The following is a 22894-nucleotide window of genomic DNA, read 5'->3' as shown; positions in this document are numbered from 1 at the left end:
GCTAAATCGAAGATTATAGCGCGGGTCTTATAGCCCCCGAACCCCCACTAGATAAAGGACTTTGGTAATGTTCTCGGAGAAGACTTTATCAGCAACGGCATTGGCAAAGTCTCCACTGTTGAAAATCTGCAAGTTAAATTCATCACTTGCCTTGGCACTCCATAACCGCAAGGTGTTCACGGTGTTCGAGTTGTAGCCAACCATCGGTGTGTCGTAGGGTGTTCCGAGTACAGTTCTTTCGGGAATCCAACGCACTTGGTAACGTCCATGCTCATCCGTGAAAGCTTCGGTATGTCCTCCAAATTTGACTTCCACAGTGTACTCAGGACGGGGAATTTCCCAAGGATTGCCAAATCGCAGCCAGCGATCAGGAACTTCTACTTGAGCGCCATTGCGAATTTCCTGTCGAAAGATGCCGTATTCGTAGCGAATACCGTAGCCAATGGCAGGAATTTCTAGAGTCGAGAGGGAATCCAGAAAGCAAGCAGCAAGTCGTCCTAAACCACCGTTGCCTAATCCTGGTTCATCTTCCTGTTCCATCAGGTCGTACAAATCATATCCTGACTCCTGCACCACTTGACGCGCTTGCTCATGGAGTCCAACGTTGGTTAAGTTTTTGCCGAGTTGTCGTCCAATAAGGTATTCGGCAGATAAGTAGCAAACGACTTTGACATCCTTGGGAAAGTAGGTTTGCTCAACAGTTTTCAGCCAGCGGTGCAGCAGGCGATCGCGCACGGTATACGCTAGTGCCATATAGTAGTCGTGTGCTGTTGCCCAACCTTTATCTTTTGCTTGGATGTAATAGAGGTTATCGAAGAAAGCACGTTTGAGCGTTTCGATGTCCATTCCCGTGCGATCGTCCTGCACTTGGATCGCGGCGTGTTCTGTACGACAAATGTGCTTTTTCCAATGAGGAATATGCCTGCCATTGTGTTTTTTTAAGCCGTTGCCATTATTCATGGTTGTAATCCAGAAGAGTGATGACAATCTAAAGTTACCTAGCAACTCACTTTAGAAGGATGGCTAGATTTTTTACCTCTAACCAAGGAAACAATAGCGCAAGCAACTGTCAAGCTGTTTTCAATCAAACCTGATGAGTCAACAGATAGAGCGATTTTCTAATAGTTCCAAATCACATAGTCAAATATAGTCAGACATCTGCAATTTAGGTTTAAGCAACCCTACTTTCAGCATGGACACGCCTAAATAGTGGAGTTATCCGCCTTGGATGTACTACCAGACATCCCCTATCCCTTAGAATAGACTTGAGAGTGTCGAAACCTTCAGGATTACTTTTTCTGCCGATGTTAAATGCCGCATTTACGTCGGCGTGAATTTTAAAACCATTTTTACTCAAATACCATGCGCGTTGCACACGCTTACCGGAGAATGCGTGTCTTATCTTGTTGTTAGGTTGATAAGTTGGGATAATGTCCCAATCAATAAAAGATGCCTTGCTGGTATAGCTTTCTTCTGCAACCTTGACGGTGATGCCGACTCGTTCTAATTTCAGGGTCAGCATCTCGATAAATTTAGCGTGTGGTATTTGAGTAAAGTTTTGGTTTGTGCGCTTTCCTAAATTAAGATGTGTTTTCCATTGCGCGTTTTTTCCTATTGATACGTGAGTGACACCCAGGCGCAGAAATTCATCCACAATCATTTTTGTGGATTGATGTAGATATGAATCTACAAATTGATTACGATTGCGAATGATGTTTGCAATTCGCCGCGACTTACCAATGCCCAAGGTGAGGAAACCTCTGAACTTCGCAACCTGCTTATTGTAAAACTGGTTTGCTGATTTTAGTGGTTTTCCGTTTAGAATAATTGGCTGTATCGTTAAGTCGTTAAAAACAATCGTCGCTAGATTATCTAAGCCAATATCTATCGCCGCATTTAGACTCTTGTTCAAGCTGCTGCATAATTGTGAGTGGTCTGGAATTTCATAAACTACTTCGATAACAAAACATCCGGTTTTTGGGATAATTCGTAGTTCGCACAAATCTTCAAATTTTAGTCCAGACTTTACCGGAATCCTGATTGGTGACATAGACGGGATTATCCAACCTTTCTTGAACTCCCTCTTTCCAATTGCCTGATGATTAAATTTAACTAGGTTTTTATCGTCAACGTAGTTAGGTGGTTTGGGTCTACCTGTAAACTTACTTGAATCGATTTTGTAGGCTGACAATGCTTTGTAGTAAGCAACCCAAGCGTCTGCATTTTGCTTTAAAACAAGTTGCGCTACCTTCGCAGGCATTGATTTATAGTTCTCATTTTGTTTAAATAATGAGTCTAAAGAAGCTGAAGAAAGTGTACTCCAACCATAGAAAAATCCCTGGCGTTGGCTAAATTGAGCCGTGTTATAAAGCTTGCGAGAAACTGTGGTAATAAGAGCGCAATAACCAAACCATTCATGTGCCTCTTTTATGATGTGCTTTTCAACCTGACGCATATTTATCAAATTTTGGCAATGAAATTAGTATATCCAAAAAAAGAGATAATTAGATATACTTGATTATAAAATTTATTTCAATCTGTGGGAGAATTTAAAGCTTCCACAATTTTTTCTGTTTTGCGCTTTGCCCGGATCTGGCCATATAATCGCGCAGCAAAGCTGGTAATTATCGCCACCAAGTCTTGCATTAATTCGTCCCGACCATTATCAGCCTTATTAACAACCTCTAGATTTACTCCTAATCTTTTAAGCAGAATGTCTATGTAATGTGTACCAAAACGTCCTAGTCTGTCTTTATGTTCGACTAGTAAAATATCATAATCATCTTTGAGAAAAAGCAATTCTCACGCTTTTTGCGATTGTCGTTTAATCCGCTCCCTACCTCCTTTATGACATAGGCAATCTGATATCCTTTAGCCATAGCGTATTGAGACAACCTTTCTGCTTGTCTATCTAAGTTATCTTTATTCTCAGCACTTGAAACTCTGGCATAAATCGCAACTTTAACAACACCCCCTGACATCTTTTTTGGATCGTAATCAACAATTACCGTGCCTGTAGGGAGTTGTTCTGTTGGGTATGGTATTTTACCTGCTTTGTAATGTCGCCAAGCTGTAAGATAGGAAATCCCCAAAGTTTTAGCATAATCAGACAATTTCATCAGCTTGAAACTTAGACTACATCTGACTATGTTAGACTATGTTTTGTTTAAAGTTTTATTATACCTTTAATTTTGTAATATCTTAAGCTTCTTCTCCAATCTTGGATGTTGGCAAGTACTTCTCTAATACCTCACCGATAAACAAAAATAAGATTCCACTGAGGATTCCTATTCCCATAATGTTCAATTCAACACTACCAAATAGTGCAAGTTCTGGTTTTATTAATGTTAAAATTAATAATATGATAACCGCAAAACTACTTACGATTAAAGAAAGCTTAACGCTGCCTTTGGAGAAGTTATAGCGTCCTGTCTGAGCAAGCAAGTAGGTGACAAAAGGAACAAACACTGCTCCTACATAAGCTGCATAAAAAGACACAATTAGATTGACAATCTCCCCACCTTTGAAAGCAACAGCAAGACCAAACAGAGCATTCGCGGCAGTGACAAGTACCCGACTCCACACAGATGCAGGCAGAATGTTGAAGTCCAAGACAGTCTTGGTTTGCACTCGTAATATACTGCTGCCAATACCCAGTGCTGGAACCAATAAAGATAAAATCAAAGCAATGCCCAAAGGCTTTTGGCTACCACCGCCAATCCAGGATAGGATAAACGGGAGAGTTTCTTTACCATCAATGCCAGCAGGCAAAATTCCTGCGTTGTGTGCTGCAACTACAAGTGTTGAAGGCAAAAAAGCAAGCAACAATAGTATAATCGCTGCTAAGGCACAACCTTTATATAAGCTCTGCAGATCTTTTGCTTGGACAAGAAACTGCTGATACTTCATATCTATGAGTACCAGCAAAATTGTAGACAATGACACGCCCACTGCTGAAGGCAAACTTATATGTTCCACTGAACCAGCAAACTCTATAGGGGATTGGGCGATCGCCAGCGCCGTAAGTGGCGATGCTTGCAAAGAAAGCCCCCCAAAGGGCGATCGCAAATAGTCACCGAAAGCGTGTAACACCCAAAGCCCATAAAGCAGAGCCAAAAAATTCACAACCAGTAACCCTCGCAATATCCAGCCTGCTTTCTCCACTGGAAGTAAAGAAATTGTTGCAAACAGGATAGCCAAAACAACCATCGTGGGCAGTGTAGGTATCCCAAAGACCTTGAGGATAAAAGCTCCAGAAATCAACTGAACGGCTTCGATACCAATCAGCGATGACCAAGACATCAAACCCACAAAGATTTTTACCCCATCTCCGTAAGCAGAACCTAGCAAGTTCCAGATTTGCTCTGTTTGTGTCCAGTAAAACTTTGCCAATCCCAAAAGAGCAATTGTACCCAAACCAAGAGAGACAGCATAGAGGCTGCCAGCAGTACCGAAAGTGAGGGATTTCTCAGCGGTTCCCAAAAGAAACCCCAAACCGTAATGCGCAGACACCAACAAGGCTGCTAGCGAGAAGGTGTCCAGTCTGCGTTCAAAAGCCATATGGTTGTAAAATGAACGAGTTTATGAAGAATCACCACCCAGTGGCTTGGGTGCATTTGCGACACAAATGTTAAATTTCTCCCAAAAATAATTTTAACTGCCTCGTGGCTAAACTTCATTAACTCGTAGAGGTATCTTCTCATTGACATCTCCTCCGGTTGGAAACACCGATCGCCATGTTTGAGTTGGTTTAGCTGCATCGGTTCGGGAGCGACGTTGTTAATATTGTTTGTGAGTTGTATTTGCCTTGGTTATCTTCTTTCCCGTAAGCTCATATCTTTAGCTTGCGCTACGCAGACAAAACCACTTGTTAAGTAGCAATGGGGGGCGAGTAACTGTAAGTTGATTTGTAGACCGATGGTTTGAGAATATCTTTATTCCTGAACGGTCAGAAACGGTAAGCTCTACCGGGATTGCCTGCGGAGCGGACAAACCTCTCAAGAGTCATCTTGAGACCGCAATGAAACAGGAAGTTAACACCAAAACTACTTTTGTCGAGTTAAGTCTAGATTTGGGTAGTTTTGGGTAGGTTTAACAGAGCGGAAGAATTTCAAGACCGTATTTGGGAGCAGTTGCTATTACTCGTTGAATGTCTGCGGGACTGACAGATGGCGGCACAGATAGATTGTCTGCTGGAGTGCCTACTTCCATAAAAAACTTCTCCAGTCCGGCTGGTGTTAGCCAACACAGCATTTTGGTTGGCGTCGAACCGACGTTTACAAACTTGTGAGATTGACCTGGCGGAGAGTGGAGAAAGGTTCCTTCTGTTGCAACAACAATTTGGTCATCAAGCTGAAACTCAAGTTCTCCCTCTTGAATGTAGAATGCTTCAGCTTCCCGACTATGAATGTGCAGCGGTGTTTCGCCAGAAGGCTGAACCACAATCTCGATGAGCGAATACTTTCCATCCGTTTCTTTCCCCACTGTCTTAAAGGTATATAAGTCACCTAATACCCAATAAGAAGTACCTTGACCGGGCTGGAGCAAAACAGCGTGTTCATTTATAGTCATTACAATTCTCCTTTTGGTTCCATTATTTGGTTGCATTAACTGATTGTCCATATTCGACTAAAAGACGACGGACGAAAGTATTGGTAAGAATTCCGCCGCCCTTATCTGTCATAATCTCAACTGCTAGCTTGCTTGAGAAAACTGGGCTAGCGCATTCCAGGTCGTTGGACCAACAATGCCATCTTGTGACAAACCCATTGTTTGTTGAAAATTCATGACAGCAGATGCCGTTTCTTGTCCAAAATAACCAGTTACAGGCAAGTTAGTACCATAGCCTTCTAGGACGAGAAGCTGCTGCAAAATTGCGATCGCTAAACTAGAATTTCCTTGCTGAACTGTTGGCAAATTATCAACTAGATTGGCAACTAAAGTTTGTTGAGTATGAGATGTCATGGTTTTTTACCTCGTTTTTGACTACTATTTGTTTGTTGTGTTCTAAATTGCTGAACAACTGAGTTTAGTATCTGACTTTCAGCAAAGATGTACCAGCCAAGTTATACCTGTTAAGCTATAACTTAATAGCAAGCTTATTCATTCGATAAGTGAGTGGAAATAATTAAACCCCCGAAGAGGCTGACTCCCCCTTCGCTTAATTCACGCATTCACGCATTCACGCATTCAAAGTTAAAAATTAAAGACCCCACGGATGAATCCGGGGGCTTGAATAATTAGAAGAATAGATTTTTATACCGACCTTAATTAAGGGGCTTGGAACCGTGGTCAAGAGTCCAAAGTTCAAAACTTATGAGTGGAGATTTTGCACCTACCCAATTCTTTTATTGACATAATCTACGGTTGCCAGGTAGGATTCAAAGCACTTAAATTATTATTTGTTAACTTAGTCAACCCCGAACCATCGCGCTTTGCCACATACAGGCTCGTTTTTCCAATCTCACCAGAGGTAAAAGCAATTTGCTGACTATCAGCAGACCAAGCAATGTTGCTAAATTGCGATAATGGCTGTTTAGAAAGTAACTCAGTCCGGTTTGAGCCGTCAAGATTAATTGTGTAAAGCTTGGGATTGTGGAGATCTCCAGAGAGAAAAGCAATTTGCTTAGCATTAGGTGACCATGAAGGTTCACCATACCATCCAGGTTTTTTCGTCAAATTCCTGACAGTTCCCCTGCTCACATCAAGCAGATAAATATCTACTTCTTGACTACGATTATTTCCACCTTGGTCATGAAAGTAAGCAATATGATTGCTATCAGGCGACCAAAACAGCCTGCCACTATATGCCATAGTTTCTGGAGTTTTAGTCAAATTTCTGAGATTTGTCCCATCAGCATTCATGACATAAATATTTTGTGTGGGATATTTACCTTCAAAAAAAGCAATTTGGGTGCTATCAGGAGACCACATAAGTCCACTGCTACCAGGGATATAATCACCAGGCTTGTTAGTCAAATTAACTAAACCGGAGCCATCGGTATTCATGTTGTAGATATTTCGGTCTTTAATGAATATTACCTGCTTACCATTTGGTGAAAGGTACAATAAGGATGAGATTTCTGTTTTCGGTGGAACTCCTCCTACCTCCCACTTCTTAATCAATTTAGTTCCAGGAATGCCAGTAGTATCGCTGATGTAAAGAGATTCACTGCCAGGAAGATCAGCACTAGGGCCGTCGCAACTAATCGCGAAAATGATTTTTTGGCTGTCTAACCAGTTAATACCGAAATTAGCTGCTTTGCAGTAGCCTCCCCCAGAGAACACCTTGGCTAGTCTAGAACCATCAGAGTTAACTACATAAAGTTCAGTTTCTGAGGCGACAAAGGCAAGTCGCTGACCATTGGGTGACCAGATAAGAGTCGGGGAAACAGAATATTCTAAGGTTGGTGTCAAGTTATGACGAGCCGAACCGTTAGCTTCGATTGTAAATAGACTATTTTTGACTGTATTAGCTGGGTTTTGTAGAGCTATGAATGCCAAAGTTTGAGTTGTCTGAGTTGCGTTTGTTGTAGAAATTTGGAAATTCAAAAATAAGCTAATTAGTAGTGTCAGTAAGAAAATGCTGATGAATAAATGTGGATGAGATTTCATTTTACGCATAATGCTTCATCATTTTTGTTGTTGTAATCAAATTCACAAAAAAGCTGTTTTTGCTCATTTTCAATGAGCAACATTGGTAGTAGATGCTTCATTCGTTACTACCAATGTAAAATATTAGCTAAAACGTAGACGCCGTAAAGTTTTTTTGACTCTCAGACACTTTTTTACCAACATCGCCACATAACCTCATCTTGACTCCATTCTTCGGCGCAAGAGTAGTACCTCGTCGTTGAGGTTGTTCTGGTCGATTATCAATAAGCTCCAACTGATAGCGTGACATGATAGTTGCTAAGGCTAACTTCATTTCAAATGGTGCCAAAGCATCGCCAACGCAGCGTCGGACACCACCACCAAAGGGCATAAATTCATAAGGAGAAAATTGGTGTTCGAGAAAGCGTTCTGGTTTAAATTGCTTATGATTTGGGTATAAATCTTCTCTTTGATGCAAAAGATAAATACAACCAATGACTATCGTACCTGGCTCTAATTGATGTCCTAGTAATTCCGTGTGTTCTTGCACTATTCTGGGGAACGTAATCATTCCTATAGGGTAAATCCGCAAGGTTTCATTGCAGACAGCAGTGAGATAAGGCAGTCTGACAATACTCATAGGGTCAGGGGAATCACCGAGGGTATTTAGTTCTTGAATGAGTTTTTTCCGTACTTCTGGCTGGCGGTGAATCCAATACAAACCCCAAGCGATCGCTGTTGCAGTGGTTTCATGTCCAGCTAAGAGCAATGTCATCATTTCATCACGCAATTCTTGGTTTGTCATCGATTGACCTTCCTTATCCTTCGCTGACATCAGCAAGGAGAGAATATCAATGCGTTCTGCATTGGGTTTTTCCCGACGTTCTGCAATCTCTGCGTAGAGTAATTCATCAATTTGTTGTCTTAAACGCAAAAAATTCCCCCAAGGAGTCAAAAAGCCTAAATCTTTTTGCAGAAAAGGGAAATACATAAAAGCAGATACAATCGAAGACTGAAACATATCTGTGATTTCAATCAGTGGTTGCTTAAGCTTTTGGTAACGTTCTCCTTCTGATAAACCTAAGACAACCTGTAAGATAACTTCAAGGGAAATTTGCTGTGTAACAGTATGAGCTAAGAAGGGCGAATTTTGCGGTAATTGACTAAAGATTTGTTCGGTCAGTTTAGGAATTAAATGACTGTAAGCTTGCATTCGTTCGCCGTGGAAGGGAGGCATTAATATTTGTCGTCGTTGTTTGTGGCGATCGCCTTCTAGCGTAATAACAGAATTGTCCCCAATAGAAGGTCGCAAAAATCTGTTTGGTTCACTCAAGGCGGCAAACCTCTTTCTATCATTGGTTAAAATTTCCTGAAGTGCTTGGGGATGCTGTACAAATACGGTAGTATCCCCAAAACCAACTACAAAAGCCGTAAACAAGTCAGGATATTTCTGGGCTGCTTTTTCCATATAATTTACAGGGTCAGCAATCCAATGAAGCTTTTGCACAAAAGAGGGAGTTTTAAAAGTATTGGGTAATTGCATCTAATTTTTCCTTCAGATTTTCTTTGAAAAATAGGTTTAACAAGAGCTAAAAGTAGCCAAACTGTTTTGCTTATTGCTTTGACTAATTTCTGATAGTCGCTTGCATCCAAACTAAAAGTGCGAGCAACACGTATAATTGTGCGTTCTTAGCGCATCAGTCCTTAATTTGGATTAGGAAAGTCGGTTGTTGCTATCTAACAACCAACTTTTGCAAGGAGACTGATGTGTGATGCTGTGCAAAGTTTGCTTACTATAAGACAGTCTTATAGACTTAGCAACAGCAAAAGCATTGAGTAACACTGACTATTATTTAGTGTGATTAGAGTTGTGAAAAGGCAAGATAAACCAGTAAAGCTATAACTTAGTTTCAACTTTTATAAGGATGGCTGGCTGAAAACCCCGGAGGAAGACGCACGTAGTGCCAAATTCCGTGCTGTCTTCCCGGGGATGAAAACTGCGCCCCGTAGGCTTTAGCCTACAGTGAAGCTATCTTTTTGTGGTTCAGGAAGCGTCTCCCTTGCTTATTTTATTGTCAAGAAGATAGTCTTATTGAAAGGCGCTCCTTACTACCTCACAAGGGACGCGATCGCCAGCCATACTGGTAAAGGAAGCTCGCTTTGGGAGCTGCTGCGAAGACAGCAATTTTGAGTAGGATCGGTTCAGGGGTGTGGTTTGAGCGGTTGAGTAGTTCGCTTGCATATTTCTCAATTCTTCACCGCTATCAACTCATGTTAACCAAAAGGAGAAATAAAGATGACTCAGCAAATACCCGCCAATTCTACAACGCGGTACGACTGGTTGTGAATGACAACGTCTACAACGCGATATGTCCGGGCTGGATACGATTTAGGCTCCAAATTATCCTATTGTTGTTAGGTGAGATTCTCTAATTATAAGGAATGACTTTTTCTGACTTTTTCATGCAGTCTTATTAGCCGAAAAAAGAGAAAAATCGTTGTAGTTATTCATTGGAAAATGCGTACCTGACAACAAAAAACGGAGGCTCAGCACTCAAATGCTAACGACTGAAGGCGCTGCTCTCTGAAGGTGGACATTCATTATACTAAGCCCCAGTGGATTTTAACAGTGAACAGCTACCTACGCAGTTATCAGTTAAATACGAGTGGTCGCGCGTCCCCCACCAAGAGCACCAAAGAGCGTTGGTGGCGGTGAGCGCATCCCCCAAAGCGCCCGCCGTCAGGACTCAGGACTCAGGACTGATAACTGATTTAATGTTATTCTCCTACATCTCTACGGGCGCAAGGCATTGCCCCTATATACCCTAACTCAATACCGTTTATTTATGTTAATGGAGAAAAAAATATGCTTAGAAAATTTTCATTCTATTTCAATAATTTCAGATTAGCCAAAAAGCTAACTGTACTACTACTGATCATATTTATTGGAGGAATTACCTTGAGTGGTCTAGCTTTGGCTAATATCCTGAATTACAAAGCTCAAGATGAAATCAGTTCAAATGCTTGGTTGTTGTTCCGGACTATAAACTCTGTCCGCTCTTACACAAATGATGAAGTGAATCCCGAATTGGAACAACGTTTAGGAAAAGATGAATTTGCAGCGCAGACTATCCCATCTTACTCATCAAGGAGAGTTTTTGAAAAGCTACGAAATGACAACGATGCCTACAAAGATTTTTTTTATAAGGATGCGATGCTGAATCCAACAAATATTCGAGATAAAGCTGATAGCTTTGAGACTGATATTGTACAAAAATTTCGTCAAAACAAGAATCTCAAAGTCTTGTCAGGATTCCGTTCTTTTGATAAAGAGAAATTTTATTACATCGCGCGTCCCTTAGCCATAACTGAGTCTAGTTGCTTGAGATGTCACAGCACACCAGAGGCTGCTCCCAAGAATATGATTAAGATTTATGGGACAGAACACGGATTTGGGTGGAAATTAAATCTTATTAATGGTGTTCAGATGGTTTCTATTCCTGCCAGTCAAGTTTTGCAGAAAGCTCATCAATCGTTTGTTTTAGTGATGGGAATCGTCACTATGATTTTTGCCTTCGCCATATACATGGCTAACTTCTGGCTTAAGCAATATGTTGTGCGTCCCATTAAGCGTGTCGTCCGAGTTGCAGAAGCTGTAAGTACTGGTGATATGGATGTAGAATTTGAGAAAGTGGCTAACGATGAAGTCGGCAGTTTGGTGGAAGCCTTTACACGCATGAAGATAAGTTTGGTAATAGCAATCAAAAGTTTGCAAAACCAAAAACAATAACCAATGCAATCTTACGTTGCATCAGAAAGTTCTACAGGTGTGAAATATATGGCACATTCGTGCCACGCGCTCGTCCCTGAGTCCTTACGGACACGCTTCGCGTATGCCTGCGGCATGCTGCTTTGAACACTTCGGTGTGCGCTTAGCGCTTACGGGACACGCTGCTTTGTATGCCTATGGCTAACGCCACGGCTACCGCCGAACGGCACGCTTTGCGCTTACGCTATCACAAAAAATCCTTAAGTGAACGGTATTGCGTTGATATGCACAAAGAATCACTGCATAGCTTCATGACAACAACCAAAGATTGCTGTCAGCTAGTCTAGCATATATGCTGATGTCTGCTAATATTTGCTAATATTTTAATGAACTTGTTTTAATACGTCCGCAAATTCTCAATTTGGGTGAGTACAATTAGTGTTTAATTTCTATATTGAGAATGTAACTTCCCAGTTGAACGTCTCCTGCTAACAAGTCGTATTCCACTCGCAACTGCTCAGGCATTGGATCACCCTTGAGTATTAGGCTACGAGTAAAATTATGCAGACGGATAGGTTCGTTATGTTGTGATGATTCATTCGGCAACCAATAGCGAGTCCTGCCATAGCCGCCTTGTTGCCAGAAGTGACGGTAATTCACCTGACCGTGACCTTGGTGTGTCATGATAACTCGCTCAGAAGCAATTTCCAACCACCATTGCCGGGGACTACTGGCCTTATCAGCATGATCTTGCTCTTGGCGAGTTGTACTCTCTCGGACCAGAGAGTTTCCCACTTCAGGCTCGTTAAAAGACGGCGCACTCAACAGTAAGTGAAACCGATTATGGTCTTTTTGATACACTGTCACAGCCGTTTCAACGACAGACCAAAGTGGCTGATCCGTGCAAATGAGTGATAGGGAAACGGGCTTGCTGTAGTAAGTTAGCATGGCGGCGATAAGGGCTAGAAGCCAGTAAACGACAATAAATCAAGGATTGTAATCTGAGTCCAGAAACTATGTATCAATTTTTTACAATTATTATTTGGTGAATTAAAATTACCTTGCCTTCAACCAAATAATTGGGATCATCCAAATCTAAAGTAGCAATGACACATTCATAAGATTAACTATCTCTTATTGTATATCTAAAGATAGATTTTTTCCTATCTTTAGATAGATGACTTCAAAAAAGACATAAAAAGTTGCAAATTAATTTCTCTTTTGAAAGATTAAGTACGGGTTTGTAGTCATCGCTTAAGCGATTCAACGACTTGGGTGTATTGCGCTAGCGACCTATTTGTAAAGTACGTAAGTTCTAGAACAGACGATTCTTAATAAGTGCGACTAAAATCAACTCATGCAGTAGGAGTTGCAACATAACGTAATCAACTACATCGCTACATCCTTCACTAAAACATCCAATGCGCGTTGCATTTGGGTGTAAACTAAGTCATAACAAGCATTCACGTACTCACGGTCATTGGCTGCTTCAGTGCCATAACGTTCAAAAACAATCGGAGCACAGACACGGGTGTGAATTTGTACAGGTAAGGGAATATTGGGTAGCGGACCAATACCCAAGCCCCAAGGCAAACCTAGATATATGGGAAATACTCCTGGATCTAGCTGGTATAACCAAGGCATACCCAACTGATTTAACTGTTTTACCTGTTCGTAGCAATCACCCAAAACAATCAAGGTATCATGTGCACCTACAGAGATCAGTGGAATGATTGGTACCAACTTTTTTAAGGCAAGCTTGATAAATCCTTTATGATTAGCAAATTGAATTTTGTAACGCTGGCTATGAGGACGAAACATATCGTATTGTCCTCCCGGATAAACAAGTACACTTGCACCGATATCAAAAGCGGCGTTTGCCATTTTTGGATGTGCGGGAATGGCTCCAATTTTTTGTGCCAGACTGCCGATGGGGGGACTGACTTTCCACGCATAAGGGTGCATTAAGCCATACACCAAACGTTGCGTGCCAAAGCGACGGAACCAATCGTACATCATCATGTGTAAATCGGGAGATGCCATCCCACCATTATGTGAGCCAACTAGCAAAACCTTTCCATCGTCTGGAATGTGATGCCAACCTGAAGTCTGCACTCGAAAATAGTAGCGGTAAAACCATTCCCATATTGGCATCAACGATTCAATAAATTGAGGTTCTCGCGCTGATAACGTCCAACCCGGTAATGATGTCGTTGAATTTGGATTACTCATAGATTTTTTTATAATCGTCATTAGTCATTTGTCCAAACTCCTTTGTAATGACTAATGATAAAGCACGACCCTCACGAGTTAATGGGCAGCTTCTGAATTTTGAATTATAACAACAGCCAAGGTGGTTAGGACATCAACAGATGATAAAACCTAGACACAAAAAGACTTTTCACCCAGTCCCCAGTAAAGAGTCCCTAGTCCCCTGCTATACTTACTGGCGAGGAATGTGAATACGCCTTCTAAATTCTTGCGCCCTTTGCTGGTGAGGAATTTTTGCGACTAAAGCTTCTACCAATTCCTCTGAGGTTATTTGGGGATATTGAGCCAAAGTGTCTTCAAGAAGAAAGCTGGCGAAAGGTCCTACAAAAGTAGTCAGTTCTTGCCGACAATGTTGTAGAAACTCTGGGTTGTCAGCAACAGGATAACTATTTATGCTTTGCCCAGAGGGGGTTGTTTCCGGGAGTGTTTTTGTTTTTGACTCAGGTTGTGAGGGAATTCGGATGTTGGTTTTAAACTCCTGTGCCCGTTGCGGATCAGGAATTGCCGCAGCTAACTTTTCTACGAGTTCGCTAGGTGTCATTTGTGGGGTTTGCTCCAAAGTCTTTTTGATCAAAACACTGGCAAATGGTCCCACAGAACTAGCCAGTTCCCGCTGACAATACTCTAAAAACTCTGGGTTAATATTACTAGGCTTTTCTGCCTGAAATGGAGTTGCTGCTTCAGTGTTTTGCTTAGGTTGTTGTGAGTGTTGGTTCGACTGTTGAATTTTTTCTGCTTGTATAGTCTTTGGTAATTCAAGTTCATTAACATCAGGGTAAATTTGTACTTTCTGATGCGACACGCTCACACTGATACTGCCAGGTAAAATTGGTGCCTGAAGCAGATTGTAAATTTCTTTGGCTGACTGGTAGCGGTCTGCTGGTTTTTCCGCCAGCATTTTTTCCAGTATCTCACCCAAAGGTTCACTGACATTAACTATTGAGCGCCATTGCCACTTGAAAGAGGCATCCAGTAAAGAACGTGGCGTTTTGCCAGTCAGGAGAACAACAGCAGAAACACCTAGTGCATAAAGGTCGCTAGAGGGGTAGCAACGTCCCATACGAATCTGTTCTGGTGGAGAATAACCCATTTTTCCCACCATCGAACCAGCAACAGAGTGCCAGGCATTGGGAGAATCAGAAGAATCACCCGCCAAAATCTGAGTGACTTTGTGCTTCACTACGCCAAAGTCGATGAGTACAGGTTTAGAAAGCTTATGGGAAAGCATCACATTGTCGAGTGATATATCGCGATGAATGATGTTGCGCTGGTGGAGATAGTCTAAAATGCGCAACAGATCCGATAACCACGCTGATACTTCTGCCTGGGAAAACGGCTTTCTTTCCCTTGATAGGCGATCGCGCAAAAGTTGAGAATAAGTATAGCCTTCTATATATTCCTGGACTATAAACAGCCGCTGTTTCTCAGTCAACCAAGCTAGAAATTTAGGAATATGGGGATGATTAATCTGGTATAATACCTTTGCTTCGCGCTCAAATAGCTCACGAGATTTGACAAGGATATGCTCTGAGGTGTTTACAGGCACAAACTCTTTCAGGACACACAGATCCCCGAAACGTTGCATGTCAGATGCTAAGTAAGTTTTTCCAAAACCTCCCTGTCCAAGAAGTCTTTGAACCTGATAGCGATTGTTAATTAAAGTTCCGGGGTTAATCTCTGCTAGCATTGCTGCATTGTGGTTTAGTAACTAAGAGACAAATAGAAAATCCAAGTACCTCTTACTTGCAAGGATACACCAAACTACAACAGACGACCGTCACTTTTCAAGTGTGACTAAAAACAAAAGACTGCTTTTTGATACCTATCTCCGTAGATGAAATTCCCCCAAATTCATTTAAAGTTTAAAAATTTGGCAACTGTTTGCACATCCTTGTCACCATATACTGGGTTGATGACAATTGTGGAACGACCTATGAGTTGTGTGCCAAGAATTTCTAGTCATGCGATTGGCAATGGCTGTGCCCCTTGGGCAATCGCCCAAGGGGCGGCTCCCTTTGGGAGCATCGCCGGAGGCGGGGCTACGCCCATCGTCCAAAGGGCAGTGGGCTAAGCGCAAAGCATCCCGTTGAAGGATACGCCGAATCGCAACACCGATACTACGTATAAATCAAGCGTATTGCTGCTGTACTTTTAGTCAAAGGTGCGAATACCAACAACACCCTCTACCGAGGGTAGTGCCGTCCTTTCCTTCGGTCTATGGGCTGATCCCAACCGTACTTAAGAAGCCTAAATTTGTATGAGTTTTTGTCTTGCGGGCTTGGCGAAAGTGCCGCAGACTTTATCCTGTCAGCTAGTGAAAGATATAAATCTACCTATAGTATTGGCAATCAATCTTCTTTGATATTGATTGTATTACCTCAGTTAGAAGAGCTAATGACAGAAAATAGCTAATCTAAAATTAGCTGACAAATAAATACTCGATTCAAAGAAATGACTGCTTGAACAAGCAGATATTGACCTGCGATTCAAATAAGATTTCACTTGAGTATATATTTGTAAATTTAGCATTTATTTTTAGAGTAAAAATCCTAGTTTGAATAATTTTGAATTCAAAAATTTGAACTATGAGTAATTTAAATGAGCAACAGATGAAGAACAAAATCAGTACTGAAAGAGACTATTTACTTAACAAGCTTTGGGACGCAAAAGTCATAATATCTATACTATTGCTCGCTGTGCTAGTGAAATTTGGCTATAGAGATAATGGGGCTGCTCCTACGCCAGTTGTAAGCACATATGAAGTCAGTAGAAATACAGACGATATTATCGGTAAAACCGTGACTGTTATAAGCAAACCTATTAAAAAAGTCGGTTTAAGTTCTTTTACTGTAAGCGATGAGCGATTTTTTGGCGGCGAACCTATAGTAGTGGTGAATGCTTCAGGTGTGCCTTTCGATTTACCTACAGATAGTAACATCAGAGTTCAAGTTACGGGCGATGTTCGTAACTTAGATATTCCAAATATTGAGGGCGATTATAAGCTGAGTTTGCAAAACGAAGACTATAAAGACTACATCAATAAACCTGCGATTATTGCTAAGTCGATGATGCTAGCACCCACAGCCGGGCAAATCACCAAAGAGCCTAGCAAATACTATGGCATGAGACTTGCAGTTAGAAGTGAAGTTGACAATATTCAAAGTCCGGTTTTGTTTACACTAGATGAAAACTCAGTGCTTGGTGGAGAAGATTTACTAGTTTTATTAGTTGCAACACCAAAAAGTGCTATTAAACAGGGTCAAACAGTAGGAGTGGTGGGTGTTGTTCGTCCGTTTGTCGTTGCAGATATTCAGAGAGACTATGGCATAACCTGGGATGAAAGAGTGAGACGACAGTTGGAAGCCGATTACAGAAACAAGCCTGTATTGGTTGCTGACACTATATATCCTTAATCTGAAAGGAAAATTAGGGGTTTTCAGTTAATAAGTGCCAAATTTGCCGTTTTACAACAAAAAGCCTGGGTGGTGTTGAGACTTGTTGCTACATACACAACCACTTTATGTAACTATCCTTTGGCACACAAAGCTTGAGTTAAAACACCTCTACAGAGACATAACCAAAGGTAGGTGTATTAGAACTACTTTTAGAGATATGACTGTAATTAAACCTGTCTTTCGTCAGATACCGATTTTCTTCATTGTCTATATAAAACCTTTATTCCCTAGTCATAAGATAAATTCAATATCTTTGGCTTAAGTGTATGGGAAGGGTATATGTTCGTTAGAACTGTCAGAAACCGAACTCCTTAAGAAGAAAGTTATTGGCGAAATTTAAATATTAGGCAGGGTATAAAGTCATCAAAGCTTTTGACTCAAAATGCAGCAACAAAGAGAAGTTTTAATCGAGCAGACTTTGAGTGTGTCTCCCTCAAATTCTGCACCACAAAAAGATGTGACAATTCCGAGAGAAGGGTTCTTTTTAATTCCCCTTTACTTTTTATTGCTTTTGTCAGTTGCTTTTCTGAAGCAATCCAAGTTTAAACAGGCTTTATACAATCGAATAATGACTCTAAAACTTTACTATCAAATTCCGTGTTTTAGATGTCAATTTTTTAAACGTAATCAATACATACAGTGTGCTGTACAGCCTTATTTTGTTTTAAATAAAGAAGCCGTTAATTGTCCTGATTATTCGCCTTGCAAGGGCAACAATGGCGGCTAATAAGCTGTGTACGTTTTACGTGGAGAACAGTTCTCCATCCCTTTGTCAGCATGAGCGCTTTGCGCTCCGGGCGCGGGCACTCCGTGCCCGGAGCGCAAAGCGCAGTGCCGTGCCTCCTACACAGGACGCACGGTACAGGCGCAGCGTCTGGGCTGTTGAGAAGGCGATCGCCCCTTGCGAGTTCACACACTGCTCTAGTTCCAAACCAAAGAAACTATTATGGCAAAGATTGGCTATCAAGCTTCCCACGAACAATTCAAGCCCAGCGAACTCCTGAAGTACGTCCAAATAGCAGAACAAGCTGGCTTCACCCATGTCTTATCTTCCGACCACTTCCATCCTTGGAGTGAACAGCAAGGACAAAGCGGTTTTGCCTGGTCATGGTTGGGTGCAGCAATGCAAGCCACCCCAACGCTTTCCTACCGGGTTGTTTGCGCTCCCGGTCAGCGGTATCATCCAGCTATCATCGCTCAAGCTGTGGCAACCCTAGCGGAAATGTTCCCCAACCGCTTCTGGTTGACAGTAGGCAGCGGTCAGGCACTTAACGAACAGATTACAGGCGAACCTTGGCCCGTCAAGTCTAAACGTAATGCCCGTCTCAAGGAGTGTGTTGATATCATCCGCGCTCTTTGGGCGGGAGAGACAGTCACGCATCACGGTCTAGTCTGTGTTGAAGAAGCAAAACTTTATACCCGTCCGCAAACGCTACCCCCAATTATTGGAGCTGCCATCACCGCCAAAACCGCAGAATGGCTTGGTAGTTGGGCAGATGGACTGATTACGATTTCTCACCCACTCCCCAAGCTAAAAGAAGTCGTCGAAGCCTTTCGCCAAGGTGGTGGAGAAGGCAAACCCATGATTTTAAAAGTGCAGCTTTCCTACGACCGTGACGAGGAGACAGCGCGACAAAAAGCTCATGAGCAGTGGCGCAACAACATTTTTGAGAATATTTTGATGACAGAACTACGAACTCCACAGCAATTTGATGCTGCGGGGAGCTTTGTCCAACCCAAGGAGTTAGACCCATACGTCCGTATCTCAGCAGACGTGCAGCAGCATATCGAGTGGCTGCAAGAATATATTGAACTTGGGTTTGACGAATTGATCCTGCACAATGTCAACCGAGAACACGAGCAGTTTATCGAGGTGTTTGGCGAGAAAGTGCTGCCAGTGCTGGGATCACCGTGATCACTAGAGAACCAGTCCAGTAGAAGTATTTGACAAAAGACTCAGAACTCCTTTTGGCTTTCTAGGGAGCGGTACTAGCCATATCCAGAGCAAGAACAACACCAATTAATGTAAAGCTAATTGCTAAGACCGATAAGCACTTTTTTAATCGTTTTCGTCTTCTGATTATTGGGTGTCTGCGATTGACCAGCTTAATTATTTATTAAGCTCATAATAGCGTAGCTGTTATGACTCGGTATGTAGTTTTCAAAAGCCTTGCTAAGTAAGACTCTAAGAAAGAAATCTGAAGTAGCTACTGTCAAGACTCAAACTCGAAACACCTTGCACAATTGCAATGAGTTCATTCAACTCACCATTAGGCTTTTTAAGGTTGATGGCTACCCCTTGCGCTAAATCAGTAGGAGATGATCCCAAAATATAGTCAGACGCTTTTCCGACAAGCTGGATAATATCTTCACTTGGATTAAAGTCAGTAATGATAGCGTAGTCACTCTTACCAGCAGTTGTCCGATTATAGTCATCATAGTAAGCAGAGTAGGTACCAGCAGCGTTTCGCCCTCCAAGGTTGAATCTATCTCTGCCTTCTCCTCCAACCAGGATGTCTATTTCACCTACTCCATAGCTACCACCAGAAGGACCAGTGGGTATGTATCCAGCACCAGTGAGAATATCATCTCCTTTTCCACCTAAAAGGAAATCATTGCCGTTTCCACCATCGAGAATATCATTTCCATTTCCACCATAGAGCAAATCATTACCGCTGCCAGTCTTGTAACTTCCATCGTATAAAATATCATCTCCATTGCCACCAATGAGGGTATCATTGCCAAACCCACCATCTAATTTGTCGTTACCGTCGCCACCATCTAAATAGTCATCACCAGAAAGACCTATAATTTGGTCATTCCCACTTCCACCGAACAGGAAATCCTTACCTAAAGAGCCAAATAGCTGGTCGTTACCTTTGCCCCCATACAAGAAATTTTCGCTGTTTGGGTCTCCTCCGTAACCGGGAGCATATAGTACTTTGCTGAGTCCAGCATATAGAATGTCGTCACCGTCGCCGCCTTCTATGTTGTCATTACCTTGTCCACCTTCTAAAAAGTCGGCACCGACTAGACCGATAAGAACGTCATCTCCTTTATCACCAAAAATTGAATCATTGCTTTGAGTTCCTTTGAGATCATCGTTTCCTGTAGTACCGTAAATAACTGCCATAAAGCTCCTTTTTCAAGAATCAACTTTCAACAATCAGCTCGAGAGTTGTGATTGTTGAGCAATTTTCATTGTTTTGTAAAGAAATATCACACAACTTGTGACACCTCTTATTTGTGCCGCAAAAAGAATGTTTGGTGGTCATCCACAGTGATGGGGAATGACTCAAATTTAACAAGCATTTCAGAACTCGCCTAGCAGCAAACTACCGTGTCGCTATTTTTCTTTGATAGCCATAAAATGTTATCGTAAATGTCATAAAATGCCATCTGCTGATGGGGTGACATACGAGCTACACCAGCATTCCGGGAGCGTGAGTCGCTTCTGAGCGGAGCCGGAGACTCCGAAAGCTCCGCTCAGAAGTAAAATTTGCTCCCTATCTGGCAGTTGAGTTGAAAAGGTGTACCTCAATAAAGATGCAAACTGGTGTAAGAAGCAGACTGCATGAGTGTTGTCACTTGATGCAACAAGGTGCTCTTTTTATCCGCCCTTTCTTGCAAGGCATCAGGCATACTGCTATTTGACACTCCTCGACCTAAAGGTACGAGGATTCTTGCTTCATCCGTCCTCTCTAGGCATCTGAATGCAAGCATTCAGATGCCCCCGGAGCGGATACGTCCACAAGCGTACACGGACTGTCCGACCGCGTTTGAAAGGATTTATTCAATTCTTTTTATTTCTCATTCCCACAACAAGAGCACTCAGCTGAGCATTGTGGATGGTGAAGCAGCGCCGTCTTGGGGAGCCAGTACTGCAGGAGGGTTTCCCTCCGTAGGTAACTGGCGTTGGTTTCCCCCATGAGCGACTGCTGAACCCGAAGGGCGAGCTACCAACGTTGGCTATCTAGGCGTATTACCGCATTGCCATTTATTATTGTACCGTACTTGAGATAATTCGCGCTCCAAAGCCGTCAAACGAAGGATGGGGCTTTAAACCCATCTTTTTGGTAAATCGGGGAGCAGCCTGCTGCCACAATGCCGGGAGCTTCATTTTTTCCTCAGAATCTGTTGGTAAATTTAATTTTGTCCGAAAGTTTGATTATAGAGTTCAGTTACCGCCAGTCAATCGCTCACTTGGCGGTTTTCTTAACTTGTCACGAATGCTGGCGGGACTTATAGCGGTTCTCATGCGGACAAGCGATCGCCACCTTGCGGCAACAGAGCAGCGTTGCAACCTCGCCGCGCTGCCAGAAGCTGATACACTGCTGCCAAGTAGGTGTTGGGTGCCTGTGGTGGGAGCGTTGGCAGCTTGAATCAAGCCACTACGTAAGCAACTTTTGAATGTCTATTTTGTTTGGTGGAATTTTCTCAAAAGTTGACATCATCACTTTTAAATTCTATGTTATCCTCACCTTATAGGATTAAATTCGGTTGTGCAATTTGTTTTTATCTATTACAAGTGTCTCTCCGAATCTAACTCTCTACACTACTATCTGATTCTGGAGATCTTTTATGTCAATTTATGTCGGCAATCTATCATATGAGGTTGAACAAGACGACCTCAAACAGGTCTTTGCAGAGTATGGAACTGTTAAGAGCGTTCAATTACCTACAGACCGGGAAACGGGTCGTGTACGAGGTTTCGCCTTTGTAGAAATGGGAACAGAGGCAGAAGAGTCCGCAGCGATCGAGGCTCTTGACGGTGCTGAGTGGATGGGTCGTAACCTAAAAGTGAACAAAGCTAAGCCCCGCGAAGACAGAGATTCGTTTGGTGGTGGTAGACGAAACAATAGTGGTGGTGGTGGAGGATATTCTCGACGCTACTAAGCTTTGAGATGAGTGTTGGCTCCTTCTCCAATCGTTTCATCCCAAAGAAATAATTGAACTCTCGGGTATTTTGGGCAGATAAGGAGTCTGCCCTTTTTTGCTCGGGTTTTACTGGATTGCTTATATCCAGCTACCAATTAAGTCAATTTAGTAGGAGAGAGAATGACCCAAATAATTGTGGGCGAAAATGAAGGAATTGAATCAGCCTTACGTCGATTTAAGCGAGAAGTTTCCAAAGCGGGAATTTTTCCAGATATGAAGAAACATCGTCACTTTGAAACGCCTCTGGAGAAACACAAGCGTAAAGCAGTTGCGAGACACAGGCAGCAGCGACATAACAGGCGTTTCCGTGACCGGAGTCATTGAAGAGGACACGCTTAACCAGGGACACGGTAAGGTAAGCGAGGCAAGTCTGCAAAAGTGGGAGAGCGACTGCTTGAACAAAGCAACAGGCCCTCACTAGTACAATTCGTCAGAAGGCGTCAGTATCTCTATAGACTCAGTTTTGCCCTCATAAGCATTACATAAATTTTTTGTGATTTTCAGCCTTCTTCTCTTTGGACTACTTTTTTGCTCTCACAAGGATCGGTCACAAAAAAAGCCTCTGGCGCTTACCAGAGGCTCTTACACTGCTCAGTTGCAATGAGGAGCTTTAAACAGCTTTAGTTTTATCTTGGCTTTTGTTTGGCAACAGATCTACATCCAGAAGAGATAAAGCTTATTATGTAATGCTCTATACTTCAGATAGAAAAACACCCTCGGAGAATTGGGGTCTTACTTTACACCTTGTGCTGGGTAAATGCTAAACCAGAAGGGGTAAACAAAACCTATCGGGTAAATCGGCAAGGAAATCCCGCCATTCTATTGCTGGGGTTCTGGTCAGGGCTGTTAATTGTATCTACATATACAA

The 22894-nt window shown here is 42.3% G+C and carries 22 protein-coding genes and 1 pseudogene; 9 read left to right on the top strand and 14 right to left on the bottom strand.

Annotated features, from left to right (window positions below; translation table 11 throughout):
• Positions 1-27: 27 nt before the first annotated feature.
• The 8 genes and pseudogenes from AACT52_RS17175 to AACT52_RS17140 all read right to left on the bottom strand — a co-directional run bounded on the left by AACT52_RS17175 (position 28) and on the right by AACT52_RS17140 (position 9136).
• Entirely contained in the window at positions 28-960 is a 933-nt protein-coding gene (locus AACT52_RS17175; protein ID WP_337251615.1) for a glycogen/starch/alpha-glucan phosphorylase, read from the bottom strand.
• Between the two features lie 211 nt (positions 961-1171).
• Positions 1172-2455: an RNA-guided endonuclease InsQ/TnpB family protein gene (locus AACT52_RS17170; protein ID WP_073632569.1), complete on the bottom strand. Its 1284-nt coding sequence runs from the start codon at positions 2453-2455 to the stop codon at positions 1172-1174.
• A gap of 77 nt (positions 2456-2532) precedes the next feature.
• Positions 2533-3113: pseudogene (locus AACT52_RS17165) on the bottom strand (IS607 family transposase).
• Positions 3114-3201: 88 nt separating this feature from the next.
• The gene (locus AACT52_RS17160; protein WP_073632567.1) at positions 3202-4560 is read right to left on the bottom strand and encodes a hypothetical protein; all 1359 of its coding nucleotides are present in this window, start codon (positions 4558-4560) and stop codon (positions 3202-3204) included.
• A 531-nt stretch (positions 4561-5091) separates the two neighbouring features.
• Positions 5092-5571, bottom strand: a complete 480-nt coding sequence (locus AACT52_RS17155) for a quercetin 2,3-dioxygenase (RefSeq protein ID WP_073632565.1) — start codon at positions 5569-5571, stop codon at positions 5092-5094.
• Between the two features lie 123 nt (positions 5572-5694).
• The gene (locus AACT52_RS17150) at positions 5695-5964 is read right to left on the bottom strand and encodes a peptidoglycan-binding domain-containing protein (protein ID WP_073632563.1); all 270 of its coding nucleotides are present in this window, start codon (positions 5962-5964) and stop codon (positions 5695-5697) included.
• 396 nt (positions 5965-6360) lie between these two features.
• Positions 6361-7614 (bottom strand): DPP IV N-terminal domain-containing protein, encoded by a 1254-nt coding sequence (locus AACT52_RS17145; protein WP_073632561.1) that lies wholly within the window; start codon positions 7612-7614, stop codon positions 6361-6363.
• A gap of 127 nt (positions 7615-7741) precedes the next feature.
• Positions 7742-9136 (bottom strand): cytochrome P450, encoded by a 1395-nt coding sequence (locus AACT52_RS17140; protein WP_073632559.1) that lies wholly within the window; start codon positions 9134-9136, stop codon positions 7742-7744.
• Between the two features lie 1323 nt (positions 9137-10459).
• Between AACT52_RS17140 and AACT52_RS17135 the strand changes: the two genes are divergently transcribed.
• Together AACT52_RS17135 and AACT52_RS17130 are read left to right on the top strand one after the other, a co-directional pair.
• Positions 10460-11383: a Tll0287-like domain-containing protein gene (locus tag AACT52_RS17135; protein ID WP_073632557.1), complete on the top strand. Its 924-nt coding sequence runs from the start codon at positions 10460-10462 to the stop codon at positions 11381-11383.
• A gap of 176 nt (positions 11384-11559) precedes the next feature.
• Complete coding sequence (locus tag AACT52_RS17130) at positions 11560-11709, top strand: hypothetical protein (protein ID WP_198940945.1); 150 nt, start codon at positions 11560-11562, stop codon at positions 11707-11709.
• 88 nt (positions 11710-11797) lie between these two features.
• Here the strand turns inward: AACT52_RS17130 and AACT52_RS17125 are convergent, their stop codons facing one another.
• The 3 genes from AACT52_RS17125 to AACT52_RS17115 form a co-directional block, all read right to left on the bottom strand.
• A complete protein-coding gene (locus AACT52_RS17125; RefSeq protein ID WP_073632555.1) occupies positions 11798-12310 on the bottom strand; it encodes a hypothetical protein in 513 nt (170 codons plus the stop codon).
• A gap of 441 nt (positions 12311-12751) precedes the next feature.
• On the bottom strand, positions 12752-13594 hold the full coding sequence (locus AACT52_RS17120) for a lysophospholipid acyltransferase family protein (protein WP_073632553.1): 843 nt from the start codon (positions 13592-13594) through the stop codon (positions 12752-12754).
• A 211-nt stretch (positions 13595-13805) separates the two neighbouring features.
• Positions 13806-15320 (bottom strand): serine/threonine protein kinase, encoded by a 1515-nt coding sequence (locus tag AACT52_RS17115; protein ID WP_073632551.1) that lies wholly within the window; start codon positions 15318-15320, stop codon positions 13806-13808.
• Positions 15321-15503: 183 nt separating this feature from the next.
• Between AACT52_RS17115 and AACT52_RS17110 the strand changes: the two genes are divergently transcribed.
• The 4 genes from AACT52_RS17110 (at position 15504) to AACT52_RS17095 (ending at position 19003) form a co-directional block, all read left to right on the top strand.
• Positions 15504-15704, top strand: coding sequence for a hypothetical protein (locus AACT52_RS17110; protein ID WP_143172814.1), 201 nt, complete (start codon positions 15504-15506; stop codon positions 15702-15704).
• Positions 15705-16218: 514 nt separating this feature from the next.
• On the top strand, positions 16219-17046 hold the full coding sequence (locus AACT52_RS17105; protein ID WP_073632549.1) for a hypothetical protein: 828 nt from the start codon (positions 16219-16221) through the stop codon (positions 17044-17046).
• Between the two features lie 424 nt (positions 17047-17470).
• Positions 17471-17815: a hypothetical protein gene (locus AACT52_RS17100; protein WP_073632547.1), complete on the top strand. Its 345-nt coding sequence runs from the start codon at positions 17471-17473 to the stop codon at positions 17813-17815.
• Between the two features lie 219 nt (positions 17816-18034).
• Entirely contained in the window at positions 18035-19003 is a 969-nt protein-coding gene (locus tag AACT52_RS17095; RefSeq protein ID WP_073632546.1) for a TIGR03885 family FMN-dependent LLM class oxidoreductase, read from the top strand.
• A gap of 270 nt (positions 19004-19273) precedes the next feature.
• Here the strand turns inward: AACT52_RS17095 and AACT52_RS17090 are convergent, their stop codons facing one another.
• The 3 genes from AACT52_RS17090 to AACT52_RS17080 all read right to left on the bottom strand — a co-directional run bounded on the left by AACT52_RS17090 (position 19274) and on the right by AACT52_RS17080 (position 21051).
• Complete coding sequence (locus AACT52_RS17090) at positions 19274-20221, bottom strand: calcium-binding protein (protein ID WP_073632544.1); 948 nt, start codon at positions 20219-20221, stop codon at positions 19274-19276.
• Positions 20222-20625: 404 nt separating this feature from the next.
• Positions 20626-20811: a hypothetical protein gene (locus AACT52_RS17085; protein ID WP_143172813.1), complete on the bottom strand. Its 186-nt coding sequence runs from the start codon at positions 20809-20811 to the stop codon at positions 20626-20628.
• A gap of 108 nt (positions 20812-20919) precedes the next feature.
• The gene (locus AACT52_RS17080) at positions 20920-21051 is read right to left on the bottom strand and encodes a hypothetical protein (protein ID WP_272937107.1); all 132 of its coding nucleotides are present in this window, start codon (positions 21049-21051) and stop codon (positions 20920-20922) included.
• Between the two features lie 110 nt (positions 21052-21161).
• On the opposite strand from AACT52_RS17080, the gene AACT52_RS17075 reads away from it, so the two are divergent.
• The 3 genes from AACT52_RS17075 (at position 21162) to rpsU (ending at position 22350) form a co-directional block, all read left to right on the top strand.
• A complete protein-coding gene (locus AACT52_RS17075; RefSeq protein ID WP_073632540.1) occupies positions 21162-21470 on the top strand; it encodes a hypothetical protein in 309 nt (102 codons plus the stop codon).
• Positions 21471-21669: 199 nt separating this feature from the next.
• Positions 21670-21984, top strand: coding sequence for an RNA recognition motif domain-containing protein (locus AACT52_RS17070; protein WP_073632538.1), 315 nt, complete (start codon positions 21670-21672; stop codon positions 21982-21984).
• A gap of 162 nt (positions 21985-22146) precedes the next feature.
• A complete protein-coding gene (gene rpsU / locus AACT52_RS17065; protein WP_073632536.1) occupies positions 22147-22350 on the top strand; it encodes a 30S ribosomal protein S21 in 204 nt (67 codons plus the stop codon).
• Positions 22351-22894 lie beyond the last annotated feature (544 nt).

Source organism: Scytonema sp. HK-05 (genome assembly GCF_963872035.1).
Classification (GTDB): Bacteria; Cyanobacteriota; Cyanobacteriia; order Cyanobacteriales; family Nostocaceae; genus Kalymmatonema.
The sequence above is the reverse complement of the archived record's forward strand: the minus strand, read 5'-3'. Positions and strand labels throughout refer to the sequence as shown.